Raw genomic sequence first — 24,224 nt, forward strand, 5'->3', positions numbered from 1 at the left:
ATACATTCAATATTTTTTTCACTTAAAATTGATTTTCAATAAAAAAAATAAAAATAAAATACTAATAACTAGATAGTTAACAAACACATTCGAAACAAAAACAGCTGTAATAAATTCGGAATTTCTTTCTAATTCAACCATTCCAAACATTAACAATTCATTCAAAATAAATAATTATAATTAACAATATTAAACTACGAAAAATCAAAATAGTAACACGATCTAAAATATATCTATTTCAATACCTACATCAATATCTTTCAATTCAAATAGATTTTCTCCCTTATGTTTAAACTTCCCTTTCACTGTAAAAGCTTTATTATAAAACTCATTGTGTTTATTTCCATTTCTAACGAACGTTATATATGAAGATAGAAAACCATCATCAACAGCAAACATTCCGGAATTAAGATCAATATTGATATTCTTTGAATCAATATCTACCTTCCAATAATCACAAATATAACCTTCCGGCTGAGTATTGTTCAATACAGTATGCCATGTATTAAAATCATTACATAATAGCACTGCGAGTTGATTTTTTAAAGTATCAATTTCCATAATTAATATTTTAGGACATTTATTAGACGTAGTTTTTACAACAAACAGGTCTGATGATGGAGCTATAAGGTTATATTCTATCAGGATTACAGCAATTATAGCCGTACTTCCCTAAATGATATACCCTACATACCCATATCTGTAATTTCTACCTTTTATTAATATTGAAATGAAGAATGATGATGCAAAGAATAAAAATCATTCATCTGTTCATCACGAAAAAACAGGCCCTTGTGGAAAGGGCCAAACAACAAAGAATGGAAACAGAACTTGTGATTGAGGGAATCAAAATTCTGATTATAATATTCTTTTTCATCAGTTGTATTTTAAGTGTAAATAAAATCACTTGCATCAATTGATTCAATGGGAACAATGTTTATTATCTATTTTTCTGCAAGATTATGGGTTTATTGGCTAAAATGAAAAGAATTCATGTTAGATTTTCCGAATAAATAAGGTTATAATCAATTTAAAATCAAAATTTTAAGACACAATAATCTCTTGATCAATAGTGTGGAAATTTTGAAGTTCTATTTATAGAATTTTAATAAAAATGAAAAAAAATCACAATAAACATAACAAGCTCCTAATCTAAGTAAGGAGTTTCCAGATGTTATGATCCACTTAAAATAGCTATTGCAAATACATTAAATCTTCTTGCTTTAACTGGCTGATAAAATAAGAAGGAGTCATTCCCGTTTCTTTTTTAAAAATAACTGCAAAGACTTCCCTGGATGTAAAACCACATTCCTCTGCCAGATAACTGATTTTGTACTCTCTGTATACAGGGTTTTTATAGAGTTTATTGGTAATATAGCCAATTCTTAATCCATTAATATAATTATTGTAACTTTTTCCTTTATGTTGTTTTATAATTTCAGATAAATATCTGGGATTTGTATTCAGCTCACTGGCAAGAAATGTGAGTGTAAAATCCTTTTTGATAAATTTCTGTGAATTTTCAATTTTCTTCAGTTTTGACAAAATACTATCTACAGTATTATTTTTAATAATAAGGTTTGATGTTTTTTCATGGGGATAGACGATAATTCCAACATTTTCTATGTCCAGAGCATCAACATGAACATTCTTTTCTTCAGCAGATACAGATTCTGCTTTTTTTAAGTTTTCGATGATCCCCTCATAATTTTGATGTAAGATTTTATTTCTTCTTTTCCAATAGATCCATCCTCCTGATATTGAAAGAACAAATAAAGCTGCCCCTGTTATCAATATTCTATTCATTGAATCATGGTTATCACTCTCTTTTTCAGATAAAATATGTTTCATCGGAGTATTAATCGTTTTCTTTTCTGCATTTACAATACTATCATTCAACTTGGTAAATTTCGCCATGTATTCGGAAGACTCTTCTTTATTTCCTTTCTCTACTTGGGATTTAAACAGAATTTCATAAATATCTCTTCGGATGTATGGAAAACTGAATTGTTTCTCCATAACAGCAGCTTCTTTAGCATATTGTATAGCTTTGTCGTAGTTTTTCTGATCAAAATAAAGCCACGCAAATTCGTTTAAAACGAGTATCTCTGTTTGTACATTTATTGAGTAATTTTTATTTCTGCAAATTTCTAAAGCTTTGGTAAAATATTCTTCTGCTTTTTTAGGGTACCCCTTCGCTACATTCATCATTCCCAAATTCGTATAAACATTGGAAATCAGGTAATATTTTTTACTTACAAAGTTTTTATCAGCACTCATCTTCAAAGCTTCAGTCAATGTCTTTTTTTCATAAGACATTACAGAATCTACGGGAGCATTGATATGGGCCATATAGCTTCCTATCCCTGTATAGATAAGAGCTCTATAATAAAACTTGGAATCAGAAGATGTGATCTTTTCAGATATTTCTAAAGCTTCGGTAAAGTCTTTTAAGCTTTCATCATTGAATCCCAGCTCAGTATAGGCTGAAGCTCTGAGTCTGAAGGTATTTGATAAATCTTCCGCATTATTTAGGTTGCTTGACAGAAGTTCTGCTTCTTTGCTGATTTCAATTACCTTTTTAAAATCTCCAAGATCAAAATACCTTGCCATCTGGATCATACGGTTGTCAAGCATTCCTTTCTTATAGTCTATTTTTTTTGCCGAATTATAACTTTCTATTGAAAGTTGAATCGCTTTTCTAGGATTAGCACTGCTTAGTTCCCTTAGTTCATTAATCTCTTTGTCTAGATCTTTTTCAGATAAAGCCTGGGAATAGATACTGCTAAAAAAGAAACACAATATGAGGAAGATAAAATTTTTCATGGTTGATGTTTATAATATGCAAAATAAACACTAATTCAAGCACCTCGATTAAGTTTTTTTGTTATATTTTCGGAATCCATCACATAATAAATCACAATTAACATTCTATATTACAAATAGATAACACCATTAAATCATCGCTTTAATTCGTTACAATTTCTGAATAGAAATGAACCAGATACTTAAGATTATATCCAATTTAAGGCAATTTAAATTGAGTATTAAAAGAGCATAAGTGTTGATAACACAATCACTACCTTCAGCTTATTTTGATACTGATTCTATTTTTAAATCAACACTCTCAAGATATTGCATTAATCTATGGTGAAGCAAAGTGTCAACTGTCAACAGACCAACAAACATTATGGCAAAACCAAGTGCTAAACCTTTATAATAACCTTCAGGCGTCATCAGATATAATATTAAAGAAGTAATAATTAATATAACCCAGATTTTCTTCAGTACTAAAAAGACAGTGTGATCTTTTTTTAGTTTTTGGGATTCATTTTTAAGAGATTCGTCAGCGGATGGTTTTATATGCATTTCCACTTTTTGTCCCTGTTGATTTCTATTCATCAGTAAATAGCCTCCGTATCCAATATTAACTGCAAAAAGTAGAAAAAGCGGCAGGGTCATCCCACGCAAAATTACATTACTATTTTTCACGAGCAGTATCAGGACAGGAACCAGAAGAACCGCAGCGGTTACCATCCATTTTCCCTGTTCTATTTCACCTTTGGTCCAAGCATAATAATTTTGGAAAAAATCATTTCTCATATTTATGTAAGTCTTTGAAACTTTAATTACTCATTTTCTTTACATCATTTTTATTCGATGGTCTATTCTTCAGAATCTCTAACAAATTCAATAGAACTTCTATTGTTTTTATATTTAGTTTCTTAATTATCAAAATTAAAGCATTATATTTTTATTATTATTGGCATTTAGTCCATTATCATGTTGTCAAAAAGCTCACAGGCTTAAATAACACCTTCTAAACATGTTAGAAATTATGCCTACAGCAGTTAGTTTTAACAAACAAAAGAATGTTTCTGCTTTTATTCTTCCATATATTCACTATACTTATTCAGCCATTTGTAAAGGGTTGTTTTGGGGATCCGGTATTTACTGATGATTTCTTCTCTGGTCATCTCTCCTTTATTGATTCTTCTGATGATAAATTCAATAATTTCTTTTGTATAAATATTTTTACGAACCTGAAGCTCTTGAGTATGTACCTTTTTTTTGATTTCTACCTGGTTATATCCATTAGCATTCGGAGGAGCATATAAAACCAAATGTTGAGAGTACAACCTAAAAAAATCATATTGTAATAACTGAGACCATTTGATTAAAATATCCGTATTCAAAGCATCCGAGCTATACATCTGTTCAATCTGTTTAGCTTCGCAATTAAAAAAGCCACACAAGCTTTCTATTTTAATATGATTTTCCTTTACACTGTTCTCAAGTAATTGTCCGATATTAATTTGTTTTAAATCCATCATAAGTTCATTTGCTTTTATTGATCCATTCTATATATTTTAAGTCTAAAAATGTATATTCCAGTTCTATTTCCAGTACAACAATATGGTTTTAAGTGAATGCATAAAAAGACCTGAAGTAAAAAAAGAGACTGTTCCAGAAGTGGAAAGGGTAATTTTATAAAGCATTTTTTTTAACAATTCTTAACAAAACAACCAATTTCACATAAGAAAGGAGACTAAAAGATCTCCTTTCCATGTATAAAAAGTTATTCCATTAACAAGAATTGTTTTATTAAATCCCCATGTTATCTAAATAGAAATAGTTTTTTCCATTTAGCTACTGTATTTCTGCTTAATTTAAAGTGATTGGCAAGTTGCATATTACTCATGTTATTTTTTTTCTGATATTCCAATATTTCAAAAATGTCATTGGAATTGTAGGATCTGTGTCTTTGATTAAATCTTTCTACTGACTTATCTGCCTTTCCAAAAATTTTCTGGTTTATCTGCAATATCTCCAAAACGGACAATGTTGGTTTTTCAAATAACTCTTTAAATTCTTCTATTCTCTCTGGAGATCTATCGAAAAGGATATCATAATATATCATTTTATAATCAGGCATTAATTGTTGTATTTTTTCACCCATGTGTATAGTGTTGTTTTAGGAATTCCGTAATCTTCTACAACTTCGTTGATTTTTTTTTCTCTTTTGTTGATTTTTTCAAGAATATGATCTTTCATTTCCTTCATATAAATATTCTTACGGAATTGGGGTAATTGGGTTTCTATATTTTTATTTTGTCCTTTTTTAATCGGGTTATAGAGTATTAAATACTGAGAATAGATTCGGAAAAAATCATACTCAAGTAATTTACTCCAACGCAGTAGTGTATTAGTATCCAGATTCTCTTCGTTATACATGCTGATGACCTCTTCTTCGGAGCATTTGAGAAAACTACAGATACGGGACATTTCTACCTCATTTTGCGCTACGGTTTCTTTAATTAATTCTCCAATATTTATGTTTTTTAAATCCAAATCAAGGGTATTTTAAGTGAGTTTAAATATCAATGGAGCTTTTCCTTTACTAACCGGATTACTGCAATTGTTCACAAGTATGTTACCCACACTAAAAACACTCAGTTTTAAGCTTTACGAACTACCGACATAAAAATCTTCTTTTGTCCTGATACTTCCATGCACCACCATTTAAATTCGTACCACCTGTAAGTACTATTATCAATCTGCACCTGAAGATTTGTAGTCTCAACCTCTGCTGCTGTTGTAGTCCAATATACTACATCATTAGCATCAATCTGAAGATAACTTCCTGCCTGCAGATTGTTATTTAATGAAGTTTCATTTTCATTAACGACCGTAGCAAATGATTGATAGCTGACAAGTAAAGCCCCATTCGATATATTATATATTCGAGGGTCATAAAAACTCGGACTAACTCCCTGTAAATTCATTTCCAAGCCATCTATTGACGGTAAGGGCTGCAAACCATTGGCTACTATATAATTTTTTAAGTTAAATGTATTAGACTGAGCAGTGGCAGCAGGAACGGAATAAATTCGTGTAATAGCATCTCCTATATCCAAACCTCCACCACTGGATTTGGGTAGTCCGTCAACATATCCCAAAACTCCATTTGCATCTGCTACCACCGTTTTAGTTGCTATAAATGACTGATCTTTATTATCTGATTTCGAACCGTCTGGTTTTGTAAAAATAGAATTTGCCGTCTGATGTTTGGGAAGTATTCGTACTCTCTCATTACCATTAACATCCAATATTTCAGTTGGATTTCCAGTATTGATTCCTACTTGGCTATAGGCATTGACAAAAAAGAAAATTGCCAGGAAACTAAATTTTTTCATAATGTTTTTTACTTAAGGATTATATAATAATTTTTATTATTTCTATGACTAGGGATCATTGTAAACCCAATGAATTACTATTCAATATCTTTATCCCTTATATTAAATTGATCCGGAGAAGTAATATCCTATCCCCAGTGAGAGGGCTGGGAAATAATATTCCCAGCTATATATTAAGACATTTGTGTTTTATTTCAGAAAATACAACTGCTTGATTTTCTAGACAGGTGCAATATTAGATAAAAAGAATCCTAACACTAAAAAAAACAGTTTTCACATCTACTTTCACACCTACTTAGTTATACTCAATGTAAATAACAAACTGAATATCAGTAAATAATTAAAAGGTTTTTATAATATATAGATTCAAATCAGTTTCTGTAGGAAGATTAATTTTCTTACGAATCCTATGCTTTTTATTCTCCACAGCACGGATAGTTGTGTTAGTCGCAATTGAAATTTCCTTTGTGGTTAAGTTTAGTTTTAATAAAGCACATATTTCCAGTTCTGATGAGATGAGATTTGGGCAGACTTCTAAAATTTTTTCAAAAAACTCAGGAAACTCAGATTTAAAATAGGTAATAAAAAGTGAGTTTTTACTCATTGCTAATTCATACAATTCATTGGACGAACTTATCTTATCTGTTTTCTTTATAAAGTCATTAAGCTTCTCTTTTTCTATATAATATTTTATGATCATTTTTTCCTTCCTATGTATAATATACATCCCAACAAAAGTGCAAAAGGAGATCTCCAACGCCTTATAAACTCTTATATACCAAAGTTTTACAGGAGAGAGATTTTGATGAAGAGATGAAAATATAGAATAGTCCGTGATGATGTTGATCAGAAAAAATATTACATAGGTAATCACAAGCATAAAAATGATATACTTATCCTTATCATAGTCAAAAAAAAATGCTACAGCGATGGTAAGAGAGATATATGACAGATAGTTCATGGCTCCGTTTCCACTTATGGTATCACAATAAAAAATCACCAATCCCAGAAACCAGAAAAGAAGCATTAAAAGATACCTGTTAAACCGTATCTTATCCGGCCAAAGCAATGTACACAACATAAAAAGAACCATTCCGAAGAATATTCCACCATACACAGGTTGATTTAGAAAGAAAACATTCAGGACTACATTGCAACCAAGAATCAATACAAGTACAAGAGTATAAATATCAAAGTAAAGACTTTTTTCATACTCAATCTCATCAGCAGCCAGCTGCCTTTTTTCTTTTATATAATTTAACATGATAATTTATATAATCCAAAATAGAGCATTTTTTCACCAAAATATCTGTCATTTAATCCAAGTACATTAAACTCAAGAAAATACACCTGCAACACAGCCAATAACAACAATTTACCTCCTTGATTTAGTTGTAAGAAATTCCGAAAATAACAGATTTTTCTCGTCAAAAATCTAAATTTCACTTGAAATTAAAGCCTTCCATACTCATGTCACAGGGTAAAACCATAAAATTTTCTTAGAAAAAATTCTCTTCTCTGTAATTATTTTAAGATGCTGCATTGTTAGTCCAAGCCTTGTTTTATACTACTCAATAATTATTAATCTGAATTTTTACAATATCCTTCTAACGAAGTTATATTGTAATTTGAGAAAGCTCACCATAGCGCTCTGTTTATAGCAATGAAACAGACAAACCATATAGAGAATTCCACCAATGATAACTCCCCGTTGCAGCATTGTAGATTTCCATAAAACTAGGCATTAATACAAAAAGAAAGGTTACAGCCAAATCAGATAATTTGGAAGCAGTGTTTTTTCTAAGAGGATTTTTAACATGTCCAACTTGTGGCAGAAAACTAACCGGAAGCATTTTCTCAAGGTAAGACAAAAAATATCCCTATTATCATTGCTATGCGCGCTGTAAAACCAGGGTTAATGCAAATCTTCTCAACAATTGCTCTTTCACAGGCAAGAATTTTTTTTTGTTGTAGAAATATTGAAATTCGATGACTATAACCAATTAAAAAAAGAGTATCTAATTAATTCCAAATGCCTGAAAAGAAAATTACATGATATTAAATTAAAAAATATTAACACACAAAATCAACTATTAGGTGACAACCAGTTTGTTGATTTTTTCAAGGCTTCCCTGAATTGGACATAGCGGATAAAAATATCTCAGTAGAACAAGTCATTGCTTTATTAGCAAAAAAGGGTATTCAAGTAGATTATAATGAAATGACAATTATAGTAGACTTTCTATATCTTATGGCAAAGAATTACAAGAAACCCATAGTAAAGAAAGTTTCAAAACCTTAATGAGAAATCGAACTTTTGAAAAACCTCACGGGATAAAACAAAAAGCATTTTTTTAGAAAATTTTGTTCAGGCTTTTAAAGGATATAGTTTAAAAATCCAACTATAAATATTTCAAAATTAATACATTGAAATACAACAACATGCAGACACAAAAAAGGAGACAAACTTTAACTGTTGTCTCCTTAAGTGACCCATTGGTACAAAACTCGAACTTTTTGTTGGAGGATTTAAGAAAACTAAATACTCTTGATCACGCATTTTTACCTTAACAGGTGGTAAATCTTATAATCATTAGATAATTACATATAAATCCAAACAAATACAAATACTATTCTTTAGCGACTAAAAGAGTGTAAGAAGAATTCTTAATTCAATTTCAAACTTTTTAGTGAGATTAAATCACTGAAATATACTATTTACAAATAAATCTTGTCACATATTTAATTATTCTTTTATCTAAATTCTTCCGATAACCCAATAGGTTGTTCCATCGTCCAAAACAACAACACCTGAATACGGCTGAACAATTGAAATATCAGCCTGAGCATCAATCTGACTCTGCGACTGGACTACAATATTATTAGCCGAACCATCTGTTTTTTTAATAATTATTTTTTTACCTTTTTGAGATGGAGCCGGCAAAGTAAGATGAATACTTGAAGATGAAGTATCTGCTAAAATAATTTCATCAGCTCCGGTAATCGTATAATTTGCTGTGATTTTTTTAACAGAAGGCTGTATTTCAATAATATCTCCCTCATTATTAGTTCCGAGTCTCGATGCATTAACCAAATTCGTAAGTCTTACTCCTGAAGCACCAGACTGCTCGCTCTTCACTTCCAAAGCATTACCTGGTAAAGCTGTATTAATTCCTATACTGGCATAACTATTACCTCCCGCATTCACATTAACACCATAAATACTGTTTCCTATATTCAGCTGATTACTCCCTGAAGTATTTTTTAAGTCGATATCAGAACCAATGACAATATTATTTGATCCGGAGGATTGGTTTCGTGCAGCGCTCTTTCCTATTATAATATTACTATTACCCATCAATAAGCTTTGTCCTGCATAGGCTCCTAATGTTACATTATCCCTTCCTGATGGGAGATTACCTAAGGAAAGAAAGCCAATTACTGTATTTTCAGATCCATCATTTAAGTGTGTTAAGGCACCTTTCCCAAGAGCTGTATTATAATTACCTGTCTTGTTGCTGCCTAAACTTTGATGTCCTACTCCTACGTTCCACTTCCCGGTTCTATTCAACATTAATGCCTGATAACCTATCCCTGTATTTCCTTCACCATTATAATTTGATGTCAAACTATGACTACCAACCGCGGTATTGTCATGGGCAACCATATTTTCATTTTCTCCTTTAAGACTTTCAAATCCTATTGCTGTATTCCATCGTCCTACAAATCCTGAATTTCCTTTGTAAGATCCTACTCCAAAAGAGGTATTATAAATTCCTACCCCGCTTAATTTTCCTGCGATAACACCTCCTCTTTTGAATATCAGATCCTGATTATCTGTAGTTCCTATAAAGTTGGTACCAGGATTGGTCGCACTGTTCCCATAAGTTCCCCATGTATTTTGGGTATCTGACAACAAGGTCCAGTTATTTCCGCTCCAATAATAATACCCGGGTACAACAGCATTTGTACTGTTACCTGCTACAGCTGTATTATATATTAAAAGTCCGGCTGCCGGATCTTTAATCGTTATACTGTCCCTGATCTCCTTCAGGGCAATTCTGGGAGGTAGAAATCCTTTATTATCTCCTGCAACCTCTAAAGCTGCTGAGGCGTGGGGCTGAACAGTATTGATTCCTACCTGACCCCCAATATTTATTGATGTCAATACAGAAAGTACTCCTGTAATTATGATTTTTTTCATTACATTTTTGCTTAATGATCTACTATTTTTACTATTTAAAAAGCTTTATATAATATATTATTATAAAAACTTCCGATCTGAACTGCATAAGCAATTACTTTTTCCTTACTTTTTCTAATTTCATTTCCAGCTGGTTGATTCTATTATTGAGCATTTTATTATGCTCTGTCAATTCCTGTATGGCTTTAATCATAGGAGCTATTAAATCTGTATAACGGACAGAAAGCATTTTGTTTTCACTCCCGTCTTCCTGTACAATACCTGCATCCTGATATCCGGTCTCCTGAAGCGTGTTTTGCAGCTCCTGGGCAATTATCCCCCATTCTTTTGTTTTTGATTTGTTATTCTTACGAATATATTCTACCGGGTGAAGCTGGTTTACAAAATCCAGTCCCAATGGTATTGTTTGAATGTTTTCTTTAAATCGTCGGTCGGAAGTGGTAGTAAAGGGTACCTGACCTGTTATTTTTATGATGTCTGCATTCCCTAATTGTATGCTGTTGGATTCATTCACAAATGCCATAGTACCAATAGCAATTGTATTTTTAAGATTATTTGTTAAAGTACCTGCTCCATGACCAATTGCTATGTTCTCTGATCCCAAAGAATTTTTTGAAAGTGCATCATATCCAATCGCAACATTAAAACTTCCAGATTTATTTGCTTCCATTGTTAAATAACCGATGGCAGTATTATAGAATCCAGTTACATTAGAAGAAAGACTCGACCCACCAATTGCTGTATTAGAACTTCCATTTTTATTACTCGATAATGCCCAGCCGCCAATCGCAACATTGAAAAAGCCCTCCGTATTTTCTTTCAGCGCAGATGACCCGTTGGCAATGTTATACCGTCCTGTAATATTTTTAGTTAAAGCAGCAAAACCGATTGCTGTATTATTATCACCACTGGTATTATTTTTCAAAGCATCTGATCCTACAGCTACATTCTGTTCAGCATCATTTACCAATAAACTATTGGCTCCTACTGCAGTATTATCTGATCCGGTTACCACACCCAGTGAGCTTCCGTGAAGACTGTTAGAACCAATTGCAGTATTACGAATTCCCTGGATTCCGTTGGCAGATCCTTTATAGGAGTTCACTCCAAATGAAGTATTGTAGGTCTGGTAATCACTTAATAGTCCGGCATGAACATTTCTTCTTTTAAAAATGACATCTGTATTATCTGTGGTACCCACAAAGTTGACACCCGCAGTAGTACCGGAATTACCTGTTAAATTCCATCCGGGAGCTGCATCTGATAACCTTATCCATTGAGTCCCGTTATAATAATATTGTCCGGGAGTTACATTATAGGGAGATATTCCTGCTGTAGCGATATTATAAATAAGCAACCCTGTAGCCGGGGATGCAATGGTTGTATTGTCTGTTGTTGCTGTCAATGATATTCGTGGAAGAAGAAAACCTTTATTGTCTCCCGCAACCTCTAAAGCCGCTGATGAATGAGGCTGGGTGGTATTGATTCCTACCTGACCAAAAATATTTATTGAAGTAAATACAGAAAGTATTCCTGTAATCATTATTTTTTTCATTACATTTTTGTTTAATTATTTACTATTTTTCGCTACGGAAAAACCTTATATCATTCTACCAATTATTTTATGTTGCACCTATTTTTATAAATACTGTTCTAAGATTTAAACTTATTTAAACAAGAAAAAGGAAAAGAAGATTTCTCTAAATAAGCAATCCTTGCAGCAGACATATGAAACTGTGTATTAATATGTATTGGAAAAACTTTAGTAGATTCTCCAGTTCTTATCAATTGATCCTTAATTGACATGGCAAAAGTAAAAAGGTCTCCGGTGCTATGAAGAAAAAAAAGTAAAAAGCCTCACTGACAAATCATCAATTTTATTTTACAATTTTACAAACAGCTGATATTCTTAATATTACAAAATAAAAAAAATCAGTAACAAATCGATAAATCAATGTAACAATTTACAGTTACGGCTCTTATTTCTTATGATAAAAAATAGTAAAACAAATCTTATTCAGCATTTTTTACCGTAGAATTCTCATAAAATAATGTATAAATTTCTTAATCCATATGGGTATCTAAATTTATTCATTGCAACTTTTTTTCGGGTACTTTCGTAAAAGAGTTTACTATCATATCGATCATCTGAGGCAGTAAATTTTAGAAACCTTTAAGAACAGTCAATAACATACAAATTCCAGTTAGAGTAAAAAAAAACGGATTGAGAATTAAATTTCAATCCGTTTCATTTTTTTATTTTATCGTTTGTAATAAGCAACGATACTCGCTTTGGCTAACGTCTGGTTCCAGAGATTAAAACCAACAATTGCGGGATTTTTGTTTTCATCCAATCCTAATTTATCGGTTTTCAGGGCATAAACAGTGATAATGTATTGGTGAAATCCGTGTCCTTCAGGCGGGCAAGGTCCTCCAAACCCTTTAATTCCGTAGTCCGTTATACTCTGGACAGCACCTTTTGGAGCTAAATTCAATTTAACATTCCCTGAATTGGTTACTAGTTCGTTTACATTGGCAGCAATATCAAACATAACCCAATGCCAGAATCCACTTCCTGTTGGTGCGTCAGGATCGTACATTGTGACAGCAAAACTTTTGGTTCCCTTGGGTACATTTTTCCATGATAATTGAGGTGATTGGTTATCTCCCGAGCAACCAAATCCGTTAAACTCTTGTATTTTGGTAGTTTCTCCACCCAAATCTTCACTTAATAACGTAAATGTTTTTTGTCCGAAAAGTGCTGTTGAGAAAATTAAAGACAACACTAAAATCAAATTTGCTTTTTTCATTGTATAATGATTTAAATTTTAAGCAAAATTAGGCTGGATAATACCAAATAAATTGAGAACAATGTTCAAAAACTGTTGATAAAAGCTCAATTTTTATGATGTTGTTTTGGCGTAATACCGTATTTTGATTTATAGGCCTGAATAAAACTAGATAAACTTTCGTAACCCATTTCAAAATAAATTTCAGTTGAAGTTTTTTTCTCTTGATTCAGCAAATAATGAGCATGTTCCAGCCTTTTGTTCTGAAACCATTTGATAGGTGATTCAGCATAATGTTTTTCAAATTCTCTTTTAAAAGTGGATATGCTCATATTGCACAAAAAAGCCAATTCCTTTAATGTCAGTTTACTCAACTGATTGGTTTCAACAGTGCGGATAAATTTTTGTGTAGTATCGTTACTGTTTTCTATTAGCGAATAAAGAAATTCTGTCCCGTGTATTTCCGTAAGATATAGTATGATCTCTTCAAGCTTCAAAACAAGCAATTTCTTTTGTGTATCTCTTGAAAGTTTGGAAATATCCAACAAACTGCTTACAAATCGTTGCGTAAATTCATCGTAGCCAAATGAGTAAACGGATTTATATTCAGTGGGTTTGATTTGGTTTAGTTCAGTTTTCCGGATGAATTTCAGTAAAGTTTCGTTTGAAAAGAACAGAAGCACACTTCTATAATTCCGGATGTTTGAGAGCCTTTCGGTCATCAGGCAATGCCCGGATTTCATGATGAGGAATTTAGAATTATCTATTGACAGAGCTGAATTGTCAAAAATAACGTCTTTAGTTCCTTCGGTAAGAAAACTGAATGTATTTTGGTTTAATACAATTTGTTGTTTTGCTATTTCCTTTGAACTTTGATAATCAAAAATATGAACGGATTGTGATTGGTCTACATTGAGTTCGTCAGGAAGGGTGATGATCTTCATTTACTTTTTTCTTTGTTTGAATCCACATTTATGGAAAGTATTGCTTACAACATTTGGGCTATGCATTGCATTGATGGGAAAATCGAAATACAAATATTGTTAATGGCAATTTATCCGTTATTTATATTTTATTTTATCAATTTTACTGTTTTTAAGCTAGTCAAAAGGTCATTTTCAGACTTTATTTCCCATAAATTCTTCATATTCTTCAAAATTAAGAAAAGGTAAGAAATGAAAGTGGTTATTCATTACAGCTTTTTTCAATTTTTTTCCAGATACTTCCATTATAAAGCTTAATATCACCTTCCACGGTATCATAGATCAGCATTCCCTCAACAGGATTTGTAATCTGTGAAGTCCCTGCAATTCTTGTCATTACAAATCCTTTCGTTTTTGAGCCCAAAACAATGAAAGCGCTGTAATGCTGTGGCCAGCCATCAGGCTGATTTTCTAATGATGAAATACCTATCAGAGAGATATCTGCGGGAACTGAAGTATTACCTGGCTTGGTACATTCATTACAGTTAAGTTTTTCGACCACAGTTACTGTAGAAGTTGACCTTATTGGCCGAAAAATTTTAAACTCTGAATAATAGTAAAAAGGATAGTAAATACCTGCCTCTACTGCTGACGGATCAGCAACAGGATCTCCTCCATGATGATCGTTGGTATACCAATATAGGTTTGGAGGATTTATATTGACCCCGCCAGAAGTCCAGGGTTGAATAATACCAGGAACTGTAAGGTCAGCTTTTTCTCCCGGACAAACAGTTAGTTGAGGCATAAGGACAAACGGCTCTCCACCATTGGGAAGATTTGTACATGGTGTTGGAGGCACATTATTAGAAGAAATATTCAACCGTGGTGATGCATACTTTCTATAAGTTCCAGAAAGTTGATGATATGCTTTATTTGCATCATGGTATCCCTTGGGACCATAATAATCGATTGCCGGATCATAATAACGGGGAAAAACCGTACCTCCCCCTGAAGCATGTGGATTTGGAACTTCCAATAAATTAGTCCAATAAGAAGGATCTACAACATTAGCATTAATCTGTAAATCCGCATTAACACTACCCACCGAATACCATTTTACCACTGTTCCCGGGGTTACCATACCAGAAGCAGACGGAACTTCTAACAAAGTCAGATCAATTGGCTCACATATTGAAATTCTGTATCCCATACCCCCTGTTACAGCAGGATCATCAAATTCTGTATCAGTATACAGTCTTACCTGTGGGAAAGGAGCAATCTTTTTTATTTCCACGGCCTGCAGGGGCCCTTTACAGATTTGCCCGTTAAAATTTTGCTCATATCTGGTGTAAAAAGTTTTAGTAGTCGGGGGCAGCCCGGGGCTGGAGGGTCCGGTAAAATTTACGAGCGCAGGATTAGGAACAGGAACTGTACCTGAAGCATCTGAATACCACTTTACAGAAACACTTACCCCAACAGGTAGACGCGAAGTATCTTCCAACGCTATCAGGTTAAACGTTTGACCGAAACCAAAATACCGGGCTTTATTATTAAGATAAACCGGAGTATCCGAAAGTAATATGACGGAAACCGGATCTGAAGGCAGACTATAACAGCTGGTCGTCATATGGTAATAAAAGGCATAATAAGTACCTGTCTGAGTAATATTTCCACCATTTACCATACTTCCGGAAGCATTAGGATTATCATACCATCTTACCTCAGCTCCTTGAGGAATATCTCCTGAAATAACTTTAGTATTAATGCTTGTATTGATCCCGGGACAATGTGAAAATTCATTGCTCATAGAAAGATTTAACGTGGGAACCACTTCGTTACACTGCTGCGCCTTCATGGCGGTAAAAGGTAACATGATAATCAGCATTACCATTGCCAGTAATTTCTTTTCAATTTTTTTCATACTATTATTTATTTGCTATTTCCAGTAATGCCATTGATTACCATCAAATACTGCCAGGGTTTTGCTTATTGTATCATAACATAGAGTCCCAATAACAGGATTGGGAATATTCAGATGGGGATTGGCAACTTTAGGCAGGATAAGTGCTTTATTTTCAGACTCCAGGACCAATACTCCTATCGCAGGAGAATCAGGAGCCCCAATGATGACTCCCCGACCGGTTTCAGCAGATGGATTTATCATACGTCTATCTGAATTTCCAGGGACATCCGTTAAAGAAATCCAGTTTCCATTACTAAATACTTTTACCTTCAGATCACTGTTGTCCACCACAAAAGTTCCGGGAGATGGACTAGCAGGAAGATCAGGTAATAAAGGCAGTACAATTCCTTTTGGAGAATCGCCAAAATCCAGTATCCCGTCTCCATCCACCGATGTCTTTCCAATACCAATCTGCCCATTGCAAGGCATAAAAACAAACAAACTCACAGGAAGAAATATTCCTGCAAAATGAGCTCTTAACATTTTGCTGATCATAATTTTACTTTTCAAATAATAATAAAAACCAGTAATAAGGATATACTTCTTATTCATCAAAAACGATCAGGAGTTATATCTCTGCACAATTGCGCATTTACCAGAATAAATAGTCTAGTTACCAGATTTTATGACGGTAAAAGTACCCGTCTAGATATCGAAGGATGAAAAAAAACGTAAAAAGTATAACTGACAAATCAGCAATTGTAATTTATATTTTTTACAACACACTGGTTTAATATAAATTAAATCTTTACAGGACTTACTATAGTTATTAAGAAGAAAGAGCAAATCAGCAAAGTCTTAAGTATAATATTCATCAGTTTTTATATTCATTTCTTTCCTGAGCAATTTTTTTGCCCTCCAATAGGATCGGGTGGTGTTGAATCCGGCCATTAGGGCAAGATCTGCCTGATTTTTATCTTTATGTTTATGGCATTGCTGAAGAGACTCCATTTCTTTCAGGCGCCAGAGGTTGTTGTATTGTGAGAAATTGACTCCAAATGTTTTGTTAATAAATCCGGACATATAGGTCCTGTTGATCTTAAAATGGTCAGCCACATCATTAATTTTAAGTGTCGAATTCAGATACGGCTTATTTTTTCTATAATAAGATTCCAGTTCTTCCCCGCTGATAATAGTTTTCACCTTTCCTCCAGATGTATCTTCAGAACGAGCTGATAAAGAGATCACCTGTCCCCGGGTGATCATGATGGTCTGATTATGATAGAAAGACAATATGGTATAGTTCCTCATTAGTACATTGTATACAATAATTAAATGCTGCAGACATATCAACAGTGCCAGAAGAAAGAATGCTTCATCCCGCTTCATACGATTGAAAGCGAATACAATAATAAACAGGATTTTCAGAACAGTGATCCATTTCAGCCATCGCATATTCTTCCATTTCTCAGTACCATAATCCCTTATTATTCTTTTTTTATACCGAATAATTCTACTACATTCCAGAACCGTATAACACAGTATAAAAAAAATAGTTGAAAAGAAAATATAAGGTGCATAAACGGCTGAAATAACATTATTTTGCAAATGCTGAACACCAGTGAAGATAACCATAAAAGCAGTTGAAACCGCAAGTAGACCCAGGGGTATAATGTAATGCAATTTTGCATAAGGCTCATTCGCCTTCTGCAAAGGAGTAAGCAGATATATAAAATGATAAAACACCACTTGCATTACATGTAATACAAAACAAATCAACGGAATAAAGTATATTAAAACTGAATTATATACAGGGTACATCTGAACAACCAACCAGTAAATAACCATACAAGCAAAGTACATTCCCAACAGTTTTTTTGCTTGCTGTTCTGCTTTAGTAAGCTGCTGCACATAGGCAACAACAAACAGTATTCCGCAGGTAAGAGATGATACCATAGGAAGAGAAAGATAAATATATTCAAGCAGTTCCATTTCTAATTACATTATCATCATTAAACTTCATTGTATTTGATCCTGTTTAAATTATTATCGTAAATTTTATGCGAACTGATAATAATGATCTTCTATAAATTTCAGGTGATGAATCTGATGCCCTATTATATTAAATCCCATAGCGTCAGCAGATATAAGGTGCTTCCAATTGATTCCGGACTTTTGAAAGTCTATATCATCAAAGGTTTTATATAACTCAATTGTAGAAAATCTTACAGATTTCAACTCGTTCAGAATCCGGGAAACGTCTCTGGCATTGGCCCTGGAATGTCTGGCCATGGCTATTTCATCAAAAGAAATAATGTAGTCCCCCTCCCCTCTTACAAATCTTAGTGTACCGGAAACTAATAGTCTTTCTACATCTGCTATATGTTGAAGGATTTCAGGTATAGTCCATTTGTCGGGCAGGTAAGTTTTTAATCCTATTTTCTTCAGTACATCAACATCCAGCATATCTATCTGATGAATGCTATCATCAAATGCATCAAATAGATCAATATCCTCAACTAAATTGATATATCTGTCAAAATAATCAGGAGTAGCGACAAGCTCTGTTCTTTTCATTCAAGTATTTTTGAAAGGGTTTAAAAATAAGATAGATTATTGTAATACTTCCAGCACAGACAGGTTTAACGTTGACTTTGCCATCTCTCCATTCAATTGAACATCAGACGAACTGACAGGTCTTCCAAATGCAATTTTTCCAGCAACATGAACATTATTACTGGTTATTTCCCTTGCCCTACAGGCTACCTTCACATTATAAACACCAGTAGGCAAATTACTTAACATAGCATTTATCGTAAAAATTTTATACGCTTTGTCAGGTCCCTGAAGCAAATCAACCCGTACCCCTTTAAGTTTTTGGTTAACAAATACGCCACAGGCAAAACTGCTGTTTCCTGCCGGATATCCTACCAGGTTCATTTGTACAGCTGTCTGAAAATTAGTGTAGACCCGGTTTTCAGGATTAGAAATATTAAAATTCATTTCCAATCCCGGAATCTGGCTCCAGTTGCTACTAAGAGGAATATCTTTAGTATAAGTTCCAAATCCTGTTTTTTCTATGTAAAGACCATTCTCGTCAGATTTCTGATTAACATAGGTAAGATTCAACATTCCCCTGTATCCGGCTGGAATCATGAGTTTTGTCCACTCTGGTTTTTGATGCTCCCCATTAGATGTAATAAGGCTGTTGACGTCCCCAATAACAGGTATTCCGGCAGGAGCAAGATATAATTTATTTTTGACATTTGTATCCCCATTTATATCCATAGTTGTTAAAGGAGACCTTGTATTGATACCGAATTGGGCTGAAAAAGCAATAGGACATAAAATCAAAGACAGGAATATGTGTTTTTTCATAATATAAGACTTAAGGGGTTACTATTTCAAATTCTTCCGGTATTTCAAATACTTCAACTTTCAATGTTGATCTGGCCATAAAATCATTAAGATTGATGTTATCTACAGTTCTTCCAATGGCAAGATCATAAAAGCCTGCATTATTAAAGTCCCTAGAACGCGAACACAAAACATCTACAACATGATTACCCTTTGCAAGGCCTTCGGTAACAATAAGCATTGTAACAGTTGTAAAAGGAAATGTTAATTTTACCTGTCTTACCGTTGCAGTCCTTATTCCTTTAAGCTTCTTATCCACAAATATACCGCATGCAAAATCAGTTGCAGGAAATACCCCATCTTCATCAGCACGGAGATGGGCCACTGTTTCGAAGGTAAAATAAGCTTTGTTCTGAGTACTGCTTACTTTGAATACTTTTCCGCTTAACCCGGCGATAGATTTCCAGTACCCTGCCGGCAAATTGGTCATAAGATAATCTTCAGGCAATAAAGATGATGTCTTCTGCCAAAGTAAAACTCCTGTTTCATCTTCAAAAACGTTATTGTAGATCAGGTAATAATTAAAATCTTTTACTTCGGGAATGTTGGGTGTTTTCCATATGGGTGGATGATGATCACCCTGTGAGGTAAACACCTGTTTCGGAACTCCCGGATTTCCTTTTACAGCATCTGTTCCTCCCACATATATCTTATCCCTGATTACCATATCTCCATTTACATCCAACATTGATTTCGGTTTATTGGTATTAATACCCACCTGCCCCGAAAGAGAAGATGAAAGACCTAACTGTACAAGTAAAAAGACCGAAAAAGTACTTACATTCATTATATTCATCATAGTTTTATCTGATATATTCCATTATATCAATCTTTAGGTTTGACTTTAGCATAAAATTATTAGTGATCGCTGCAACAGTGGAAGAAGCTGTTTTACCAATAGCAAAACTGGCTGTAGGAGCATCTGTAAATGTTTTTCTGCATGCAACTTCTATGGTGTGAACTCCCACCGGAGCATTATCCAGTGTATAGATCAGGGTAAATAACGACTGATGATTAGCGGTCTTAGCTGAAAATAAATTAATTTGATCCCCCCGTACTGCTTTTAGCTGATTATCCATAAACACCCCGCAAATGTATCTCGTATGGGTAGCCCCGTTCACGTAAGACATCTCTACTCCGGTTTGAAAAAAAAGCGCCACTTTATTCTTTGCCCGGCCAACCTCAATAATAGTCTTGAGATCTGTTATTTTCTTCCATGCTTCGGTTAAAGGTTCATCCAGTATCCCGATGTAATTCCCGTCACCCTCACCTGTGAGAAAGTCAATACCCGTTTCATCTTTCACAGCATAACTCTGCTGAAGCTTTATTTCACTGTCTTCTAAAAACGGAATGTTTAAAAACTTCCATTGAGGAGGTTCATTGGTCCCCCTGGAAACCAATACTTGTCCGTATTGTCCGGGATCTCCCTGTATAAATTCATTACCGCCAACCCTGAATTCTCTCCGTAAAGAAATGTCTCCATTAATATCCAGGTCTTTTTCCGGGGTTTCTGTGTTAATTCCGACCTGACCTTTTACACAAAAACTTAAAAAAATTACAGCAACAATTGTCCATTTTCTATTCATGTCCTATGATTCATTAATAATATCCAATAATTAAAAATGCAGGAAACAGTGTTTTTTTAATCTGATATAATATGAGATCAGTAAAAAAAACATTGGCATTTTCATTTTTGAGATATCAAAATTATCGCCCTTTCTGATACAGGAAATTAAAAAAAGTACAAATGATGATGACAAATTGTAAACATAGAACTGACAAAATGTAAATGACGATGTATGATTTTACAAAACAATACATATCAAATGATTATATCATCAGGTGCTATTTAGTGGATCTACTAAGCAATCAGCAAGCCATCATATCATCATCCAGACTAATGATTTTACAAAACCCACTCAAAAGTTTCGCTTGGATTGGATAGGTATAATTATCCGCTCATATTCTGTCAGGATTTTGAATAAACCGGCAATGTCAGATTAAAATGAAGCATTTCGTTATTCATTCGGTTCGGTATTAGCAGCAGACTTTAAAATTTTCTCACTCCTTTTAAAGCTTTGATGGCTTCTGAAACCTGCAAGGTAAACCAATTCTTCCTCATCAGCCATTTTGTTTTCCGGGAGCTCTTTTAATCTCTGAAATTCTTCCAGCCTGTATCGGTTGATGTACATGCTGAAGTTAAGCCCATATGTTGTATTGATAAAAGAAGACAGATAGGTACGATTGGTACCAAAAGCAGTGATCAGATCTGTAATTTTAAGATTAGGGTCCAGATAAGGTTTCTTTACATCCATGTATTTTGAAACTACTTCATGGCTAAGAGGTTCCCTGGATTCCTTTTCCTGTTCTGACAGCCTGTCTGCTATAATATCTTCTGTAAGCAATATAAAGTTCTGTCTGAAAATATGGTAACAAGTAGTTACATTTAATAGCAATATGAATAGAAGAGGAACTACCAATCCGACAAACTTCGTATATACCTCTGATCCAATAAAATAATATAATACAGGAAATGGAATAACCAAAAAAAGCACACCAAAGATCTGATAAAGCCATGCCAAAGAAGTTTCTTCCATATTGGAAGAATATTGCACTATTTCTTTTCTGTAACGAATTACTCTGTTGGCTGCCAGACCTAAATAAATCAGACTCAGAATCAACCTTATATAAAAACGACTGTAATCAAAAAAAATAAAGCCTTTATAACCCGCTATCCATTGAATATCTTTTGCATCCATAAGCAACAGAATGCTCCAGGGTGTTAATGCAAACCATAATCCATATCCTGCAGCCAAACTCAATGGGAGTACGTAATGCCAGAATGAAAATTGCTCAGCAGTCCGGAGCCTGGTTATTTTAAAGATCAAATGATAAAACATGACTGGCAACAGCAGCATTGTCAAAAAATTAACAGGTTTGGTCTGAATAAAAGTATCTTTATCAAAATTATAAAAGAAAATAGTAATCACATAAATAATTTCAACTATATACCCACTAATAAGAAGTATAATTACTCTTTTTATAAATTCATCTTTATTCCAAAACAGTCTTATCAAAAGCAATATACTGCAAAAAAGAGCAGAAAATACAGCAATAGAAAATGACATGATTAATAATAAACGTTCAATTTCCATATTTATTCATTGTCTTTTTGTTCAACCTTTTGTTCTGCAGCTTTTTTGGCTCTCCAGTATGCTCTTGGAGTAGAGAACCCAGCCATCAGAGCGAGTTCTTCCTGGTTTTTATCTTTATGTTCAGGATGTTCCTGAAGATATTTCATCTCTTTTAGTCGCCACAGGTTATTGTATTGGGAGAAATTGACTCCAAAGGTTTTATTGATAAATCCTGAAAGATAGGTTCTGTTCGTTTCAAAATAAACAGCAAGGTCCTGCATCTTAAAACCGGCATTCAGATAAGGTTTACTCTCTTCATAGTATTGTTCCAGCTCTTCCTTGGCAAGAAGCAGTGATGCATTGCTTACAGGTTTAGCCTCCTGATTATTAAATACATCTGACAATGCAATAATCTCCCCTCCTGCGATCATAACGGTATTATGGTCACCGAAAGATATTATTGCATAATTTCTCATCAGGATATTATAGACAATGATGATATGCTGTACAGGAACAAGAAGGGTCATTGCTATCAATACAAAGTTAAGCTGCAACGGATTACATATAAACAGGATAAGAAGCAAAAATCTTACGACCATCAGTGGCACCATCCAACGCATCACTTTCCATTTTTCTCTTCCGTGTTTTTTTATCAATATTCTTTTATACCGGATAACTCTTATGCTTCCCAATATCGCATAGCAAAGCATGAAAAAGAAAACTGAAAGAGATGTATAGGGCATAAATAACGATGAAACGGCGTCGTTTGAAAGCTGATTAATTCCCGTGAAAGTTATCATAAAAATTCCTGAAACAAAGAGAAGGATCAGTGGTATAATATAATGGACTTTTATATGAAACAGATTGTCATTTTCTACAGGGGTCAGCAGGCTGATAAAATGATAAAAAATAACCTGATTGAGCTGCAATACAAAACAGACTAGAGGAAGATAATATTTCAACAGATGCTCATAGTTAAAATTAAATTGGACATATACCCAGCTTAAGATCATAAAAGCAAAATAAACACCCAGTAATTTCTTGACCTGCTGCTCCACTTTGGTTAGTTCCTGTCCGTAAGCGACGACGAAAAGCATACCACAAGTGAGTGAAGAGATCATTGGTAGTGAAGTATATATATACTTAAATAGCTCTGCCATATCAATATCTGGTTATAAGTCCTCTTTCCTGAGGCTTACAAAAATAACGATTTTAAGTCTTATTTTTTCTCAATATATCTACTTTCTAATGATATTCTAATATTTTAAGAAAGCAAGGGCAGAACTTATATTTCCTGTTTCTTATTATTATATTTTATACTGAAAATATTTTTTCCATTTTGCAATAGTATTACGGCTGATTCCCAACTCCTGGGCTAAGCCAATATTTGTCATACTATTGTCATACTGATATTTCAATATTTTTGTTATTGAATTTTTATCATAAGACCTGTGTTTTCTTTTCGTCTTATTTTTGCCAAATATGATTCTGTTTATCTGGATCACATCAAGAGCAGTAATCTTAGTTTTTTTTAAAATTATACTACATGCTTCTTTCTTTTCAGGATATTTCATTTCAAGTAGATCTTTATAGATCCTTTTATAATCAGGACTTGCCTCATTGATTAATGGATTTTTCATCACTATCTATTATGGTT

Annotated in this window: 22 protein-coding genes; all 22 read right to left on the minus strand. The window is 33.5% G+C overall.

Annotated elements, in window-relative coordinates; all coding sequences use genetic code 11:
- Nucleotides 1-222: 222 nt before the first annotated feature.
- Nucleotides 223-561: a hypothetical protein gene (locus SFA27_RS13455; RefSeq protein ID WP_407292664.1), complete on the minus strand. Its 339-nt coding sequence runs from the start codon at nt 559-561 to the stop codon at nt 223-225.
- Nucleotides 562-1,194: 633 nt separating this feature from the next.
- Nucleotides 1,195-2,826 carry a tetratricopeptide repeat protein gene (locus SFA27_RS13460; RefSeq protein WP_407292667.1) on the minus strand — a complete coding sequence of 544 codons (1,632 nt, stop codon included), beginning with the start codon at nt 2,824-2,826 and terminating at the stop codon, nt 1,195-1,197.
- Nucleotides 2,827-3,090: 264 nt separating this feature from the next.
- Nucleotides 3,091-3,603 carry a hypothetical protein gene (locus SFA27_RS13465; RefSeq protein WP_407292669.1) on the minus strand — a complete coding sequence of 171 codons (513 nt, stop codon included), beginning with the start codon at nt 3,601-3,603 and terminating at the stop codon, nt 3,091-3,093.
- A 281-nt stretch (nt 3,604-3,884) separates the two neighbouring features.
- The gene (locus SFA27_RS13470) at nt 3,885-4,334 is read right to left on the minus strand and encodes a transposase (RefSeq protein WP_407292671.1); all 450 of its coding nucleotides are present in this window, start codon (nt 4,332-4,334) and stop codon (nt 3,885-3,887) included.
- Between the two features lie 284 nt (nt 4,335-4,618).
- Nucleotides 4,619-4,960 (minus strand): transposase, encoded by a 342-nt coding sequence (locus SFA27_RS13475; RefSeq protein WP_047375575.1) that lies wholly within the window; start codon nt 4,958-4,960, stop codon nt 4,619-4,621.
- Nucleotides 4,936-5,352 carry a transposase gene (locus tag SFA27_RS13480; protein ID WP_407292673.1) on the minus strand — a complete coding sequence of 139 codons (417 nt, stop codon included), beginning with the start codon at nt 5,350-5,352 and terminating at the stop codon, nt 4,936-4,938. The genes SFA27_RS13475 and SFA27_RS13480 overlap by 25 nt, the downstream gene beginning before the upstream one ends.
- Nucleotides 5,353-5,459: 107 nt before the next feature.
- Complete coding sequence (locus tag SFA27_RS13485) at nt 5,460-6,197, minus strand: hypothetical protein (protein ID WP_407292675.1); 738 nt, start codon at nt 6,195-6,197, stop codon at nt 5,460-5,462.
- A gap of 340 nt (nt 6,198-6,537) precedes the next feature.
- Entirely contained in the window at nt 6,538-7,461 is a 924-nt protein-coding gene (locus SFA27_RS13490) for a helix-turn-helix transcriptional regulator (protein WP_407292677.1), read from the minus strand.
- A 1,494-nt stretch (nt 7,462-8,955) separates the two neighbouring features.
- Nucleotides 8,956-10,401, minus strand: coding sequence for a hypothetical protein (locus SFA27_RS13495; protein ID WP_407292679.1), 1,446 nt, complete (start codon nt 10,399-10,401; stop codon nt 8,956-8,958).
- A 94-nt stretch (nt 10,402-10,495) separates the two neighbouring features.
- A complete protein-coding gene (locus tag SFA27_RS13500; RefSeq protein ID WP_407292681.1) occupies nt 10,496-11,956 on the minus strand; it encodes a tail fiber domain-containing protein in 1,461 nt (486 codons plus the stop codon).
- 706 nt (nt 11,957-12,662) lie between these two features.
- Complete coding sequence (locus SFA27_RS13505; RefSeq protein WP_407292683.1) at nt 12,663-13,211, minus strand: YbhB/YbcL family Raf kinase inhibitor-like protein; 549 nt, start codon at nt 13,209-13,211, stop codon at nt 12,663-12,665.
- Nucleotides 13,212-13,297: 86 nt separating this feature from the next.
- Nucleotides 13,298-14,134, minus strand: a complete 837-nt coding sequence (locus SFA27_RS13510; RefSeq protein WP_407292685.1) for a helix-turn-helix domain-containing protein — start codon at nt 14,132-14,134, stop codon at nt 13,298-13,300.
- A gap of 241 nt (nt 14,135-14,375) precedes the next feature.
- Nucleotides 14,376-16,034 carry a hypothetical protein gene (locus tag SFA27_RS13515; protein ID WP_407292687.1) on the minus strand — a complete coding sequence of 553 codons (1,659 nt, stop codon included), beginning with the start codon at nt 16,032-16,034 and terminating at the stop codon, nt 14,376-14,378.
- A 15-nt stretch (nt 16,035-16,049) separates the two neighbouring features.
- Nucleotides 16,050-16,571, minus strand: a complete 522-nt coding sequence (locus SFA27_RS13520) for a hypothetical protein (RefSeq protein ID WP_407292689.1) — start codon at nt 16,569-16,571, stop codon at nt 16,050-16,052.
- 303 nt (nt 16,572-16,874) lie between these two features.
- The gene (locus SFA27_RS13525) at nt 16,875-18,008 is read right to left on the minus strand and encodes a hypothetical protein (protein WP_407292691.1); all 1,134 of its coding nucleotides are present in this window, start codon (nt 18,006-18,008) and stop codon (nt 16,875-16,877) included.
- A 66-nt stretch (nt 18,009-18,074) separates the two neighbouring features.
- Entirely contained in the window at nt 18,075-18,593 is a 519-nt protein-coding gene (locus tag SFA27_RS13530) for a DinB family protein (RefSeq protein ID WP_407292693.1), read from the minus strand.
- Nucleotides 18,594-18,629: 36 nt separating this feature from the next.
- Nucleotides 18,630-19,394 (minus strand): hypothetical protein, encoded by a 765-nt coding sequence (locus SFA27_RS13535; protein ID WP_202271288.1) that lies wholly within the window; start codon nt 19,392-19,394, stop codon nt 18,630-18,632.
- A gap of 10 nt (nt 19,395-19,404) precedes the next feature.
- Nucleotides 19,405-20,232 carry a hypothetical protein gene (locus SFA27_RS13540; RefSeq protein ID WP_407292696.1) on the minus strand — a complete coding sequence of 276 codons (828 nt, stop codon included), beginning with the start codon at nt 20,230-20,232 and terminating at the stop codon, nt 19,405-19,407.
- Nucleotides 20,233-20,236: 4 nt separating this feature from the next.
- Nucleotides 20,237-21,019, minus strand: coding sequence for a hypothetical protein (locus tag SFA27_RS13545; protein ID WP_202271290.1), 783 nt, complete (start codon nt 21,017-21,019; stop codon nt 20,237-20,239).
- Nucleotides 21,020-21,451: 432 nt separating this feature from the next.
- Nucleotides 21,452-22,588, minus strand: coding sequence for a hypothetical protein (locus tag SFA27_RS13550; RefSeq protein ID WP_407292698.1), 1,137 nt, complete (start codon nt 22,586-22,588; stop codon nt 21,452-21,454).
- 2 nt (nt 22,589-22,590) lie between these two features.
- A complete protein-coding gene (locus SFA27_RS13555; RefSeq protein WP_407292700.1) occupies nt 22,591-23,727 on the minus strand; it encodes a hypothetical protein in 1,137 nt (378 codons plus the stop codon).
- A 147-nt stretch (nt 23,728-23,874) separates the two neighbouring features.
- Entirely contained in the window at nt 23,875-24,207 is a 333-nt protein-coding gene (locus SFA27_RS13560) for a transposase (RefSeq protein ID WP_407292702.1), read from the minus strand.
- Nucleotides 24,208-24,224: the final 17 nt, after the last annotated feature.

The organism is Chryseobacterium sp. HR92, from assembly GCF_045689405.1.
Classification (GTDB): Bacteria; Bacteroidota; Bacteroidia; order Flavobacteriales; family Weeksellaceae; genus Chryseobacterium; species Chryseobacterium viscerum_A.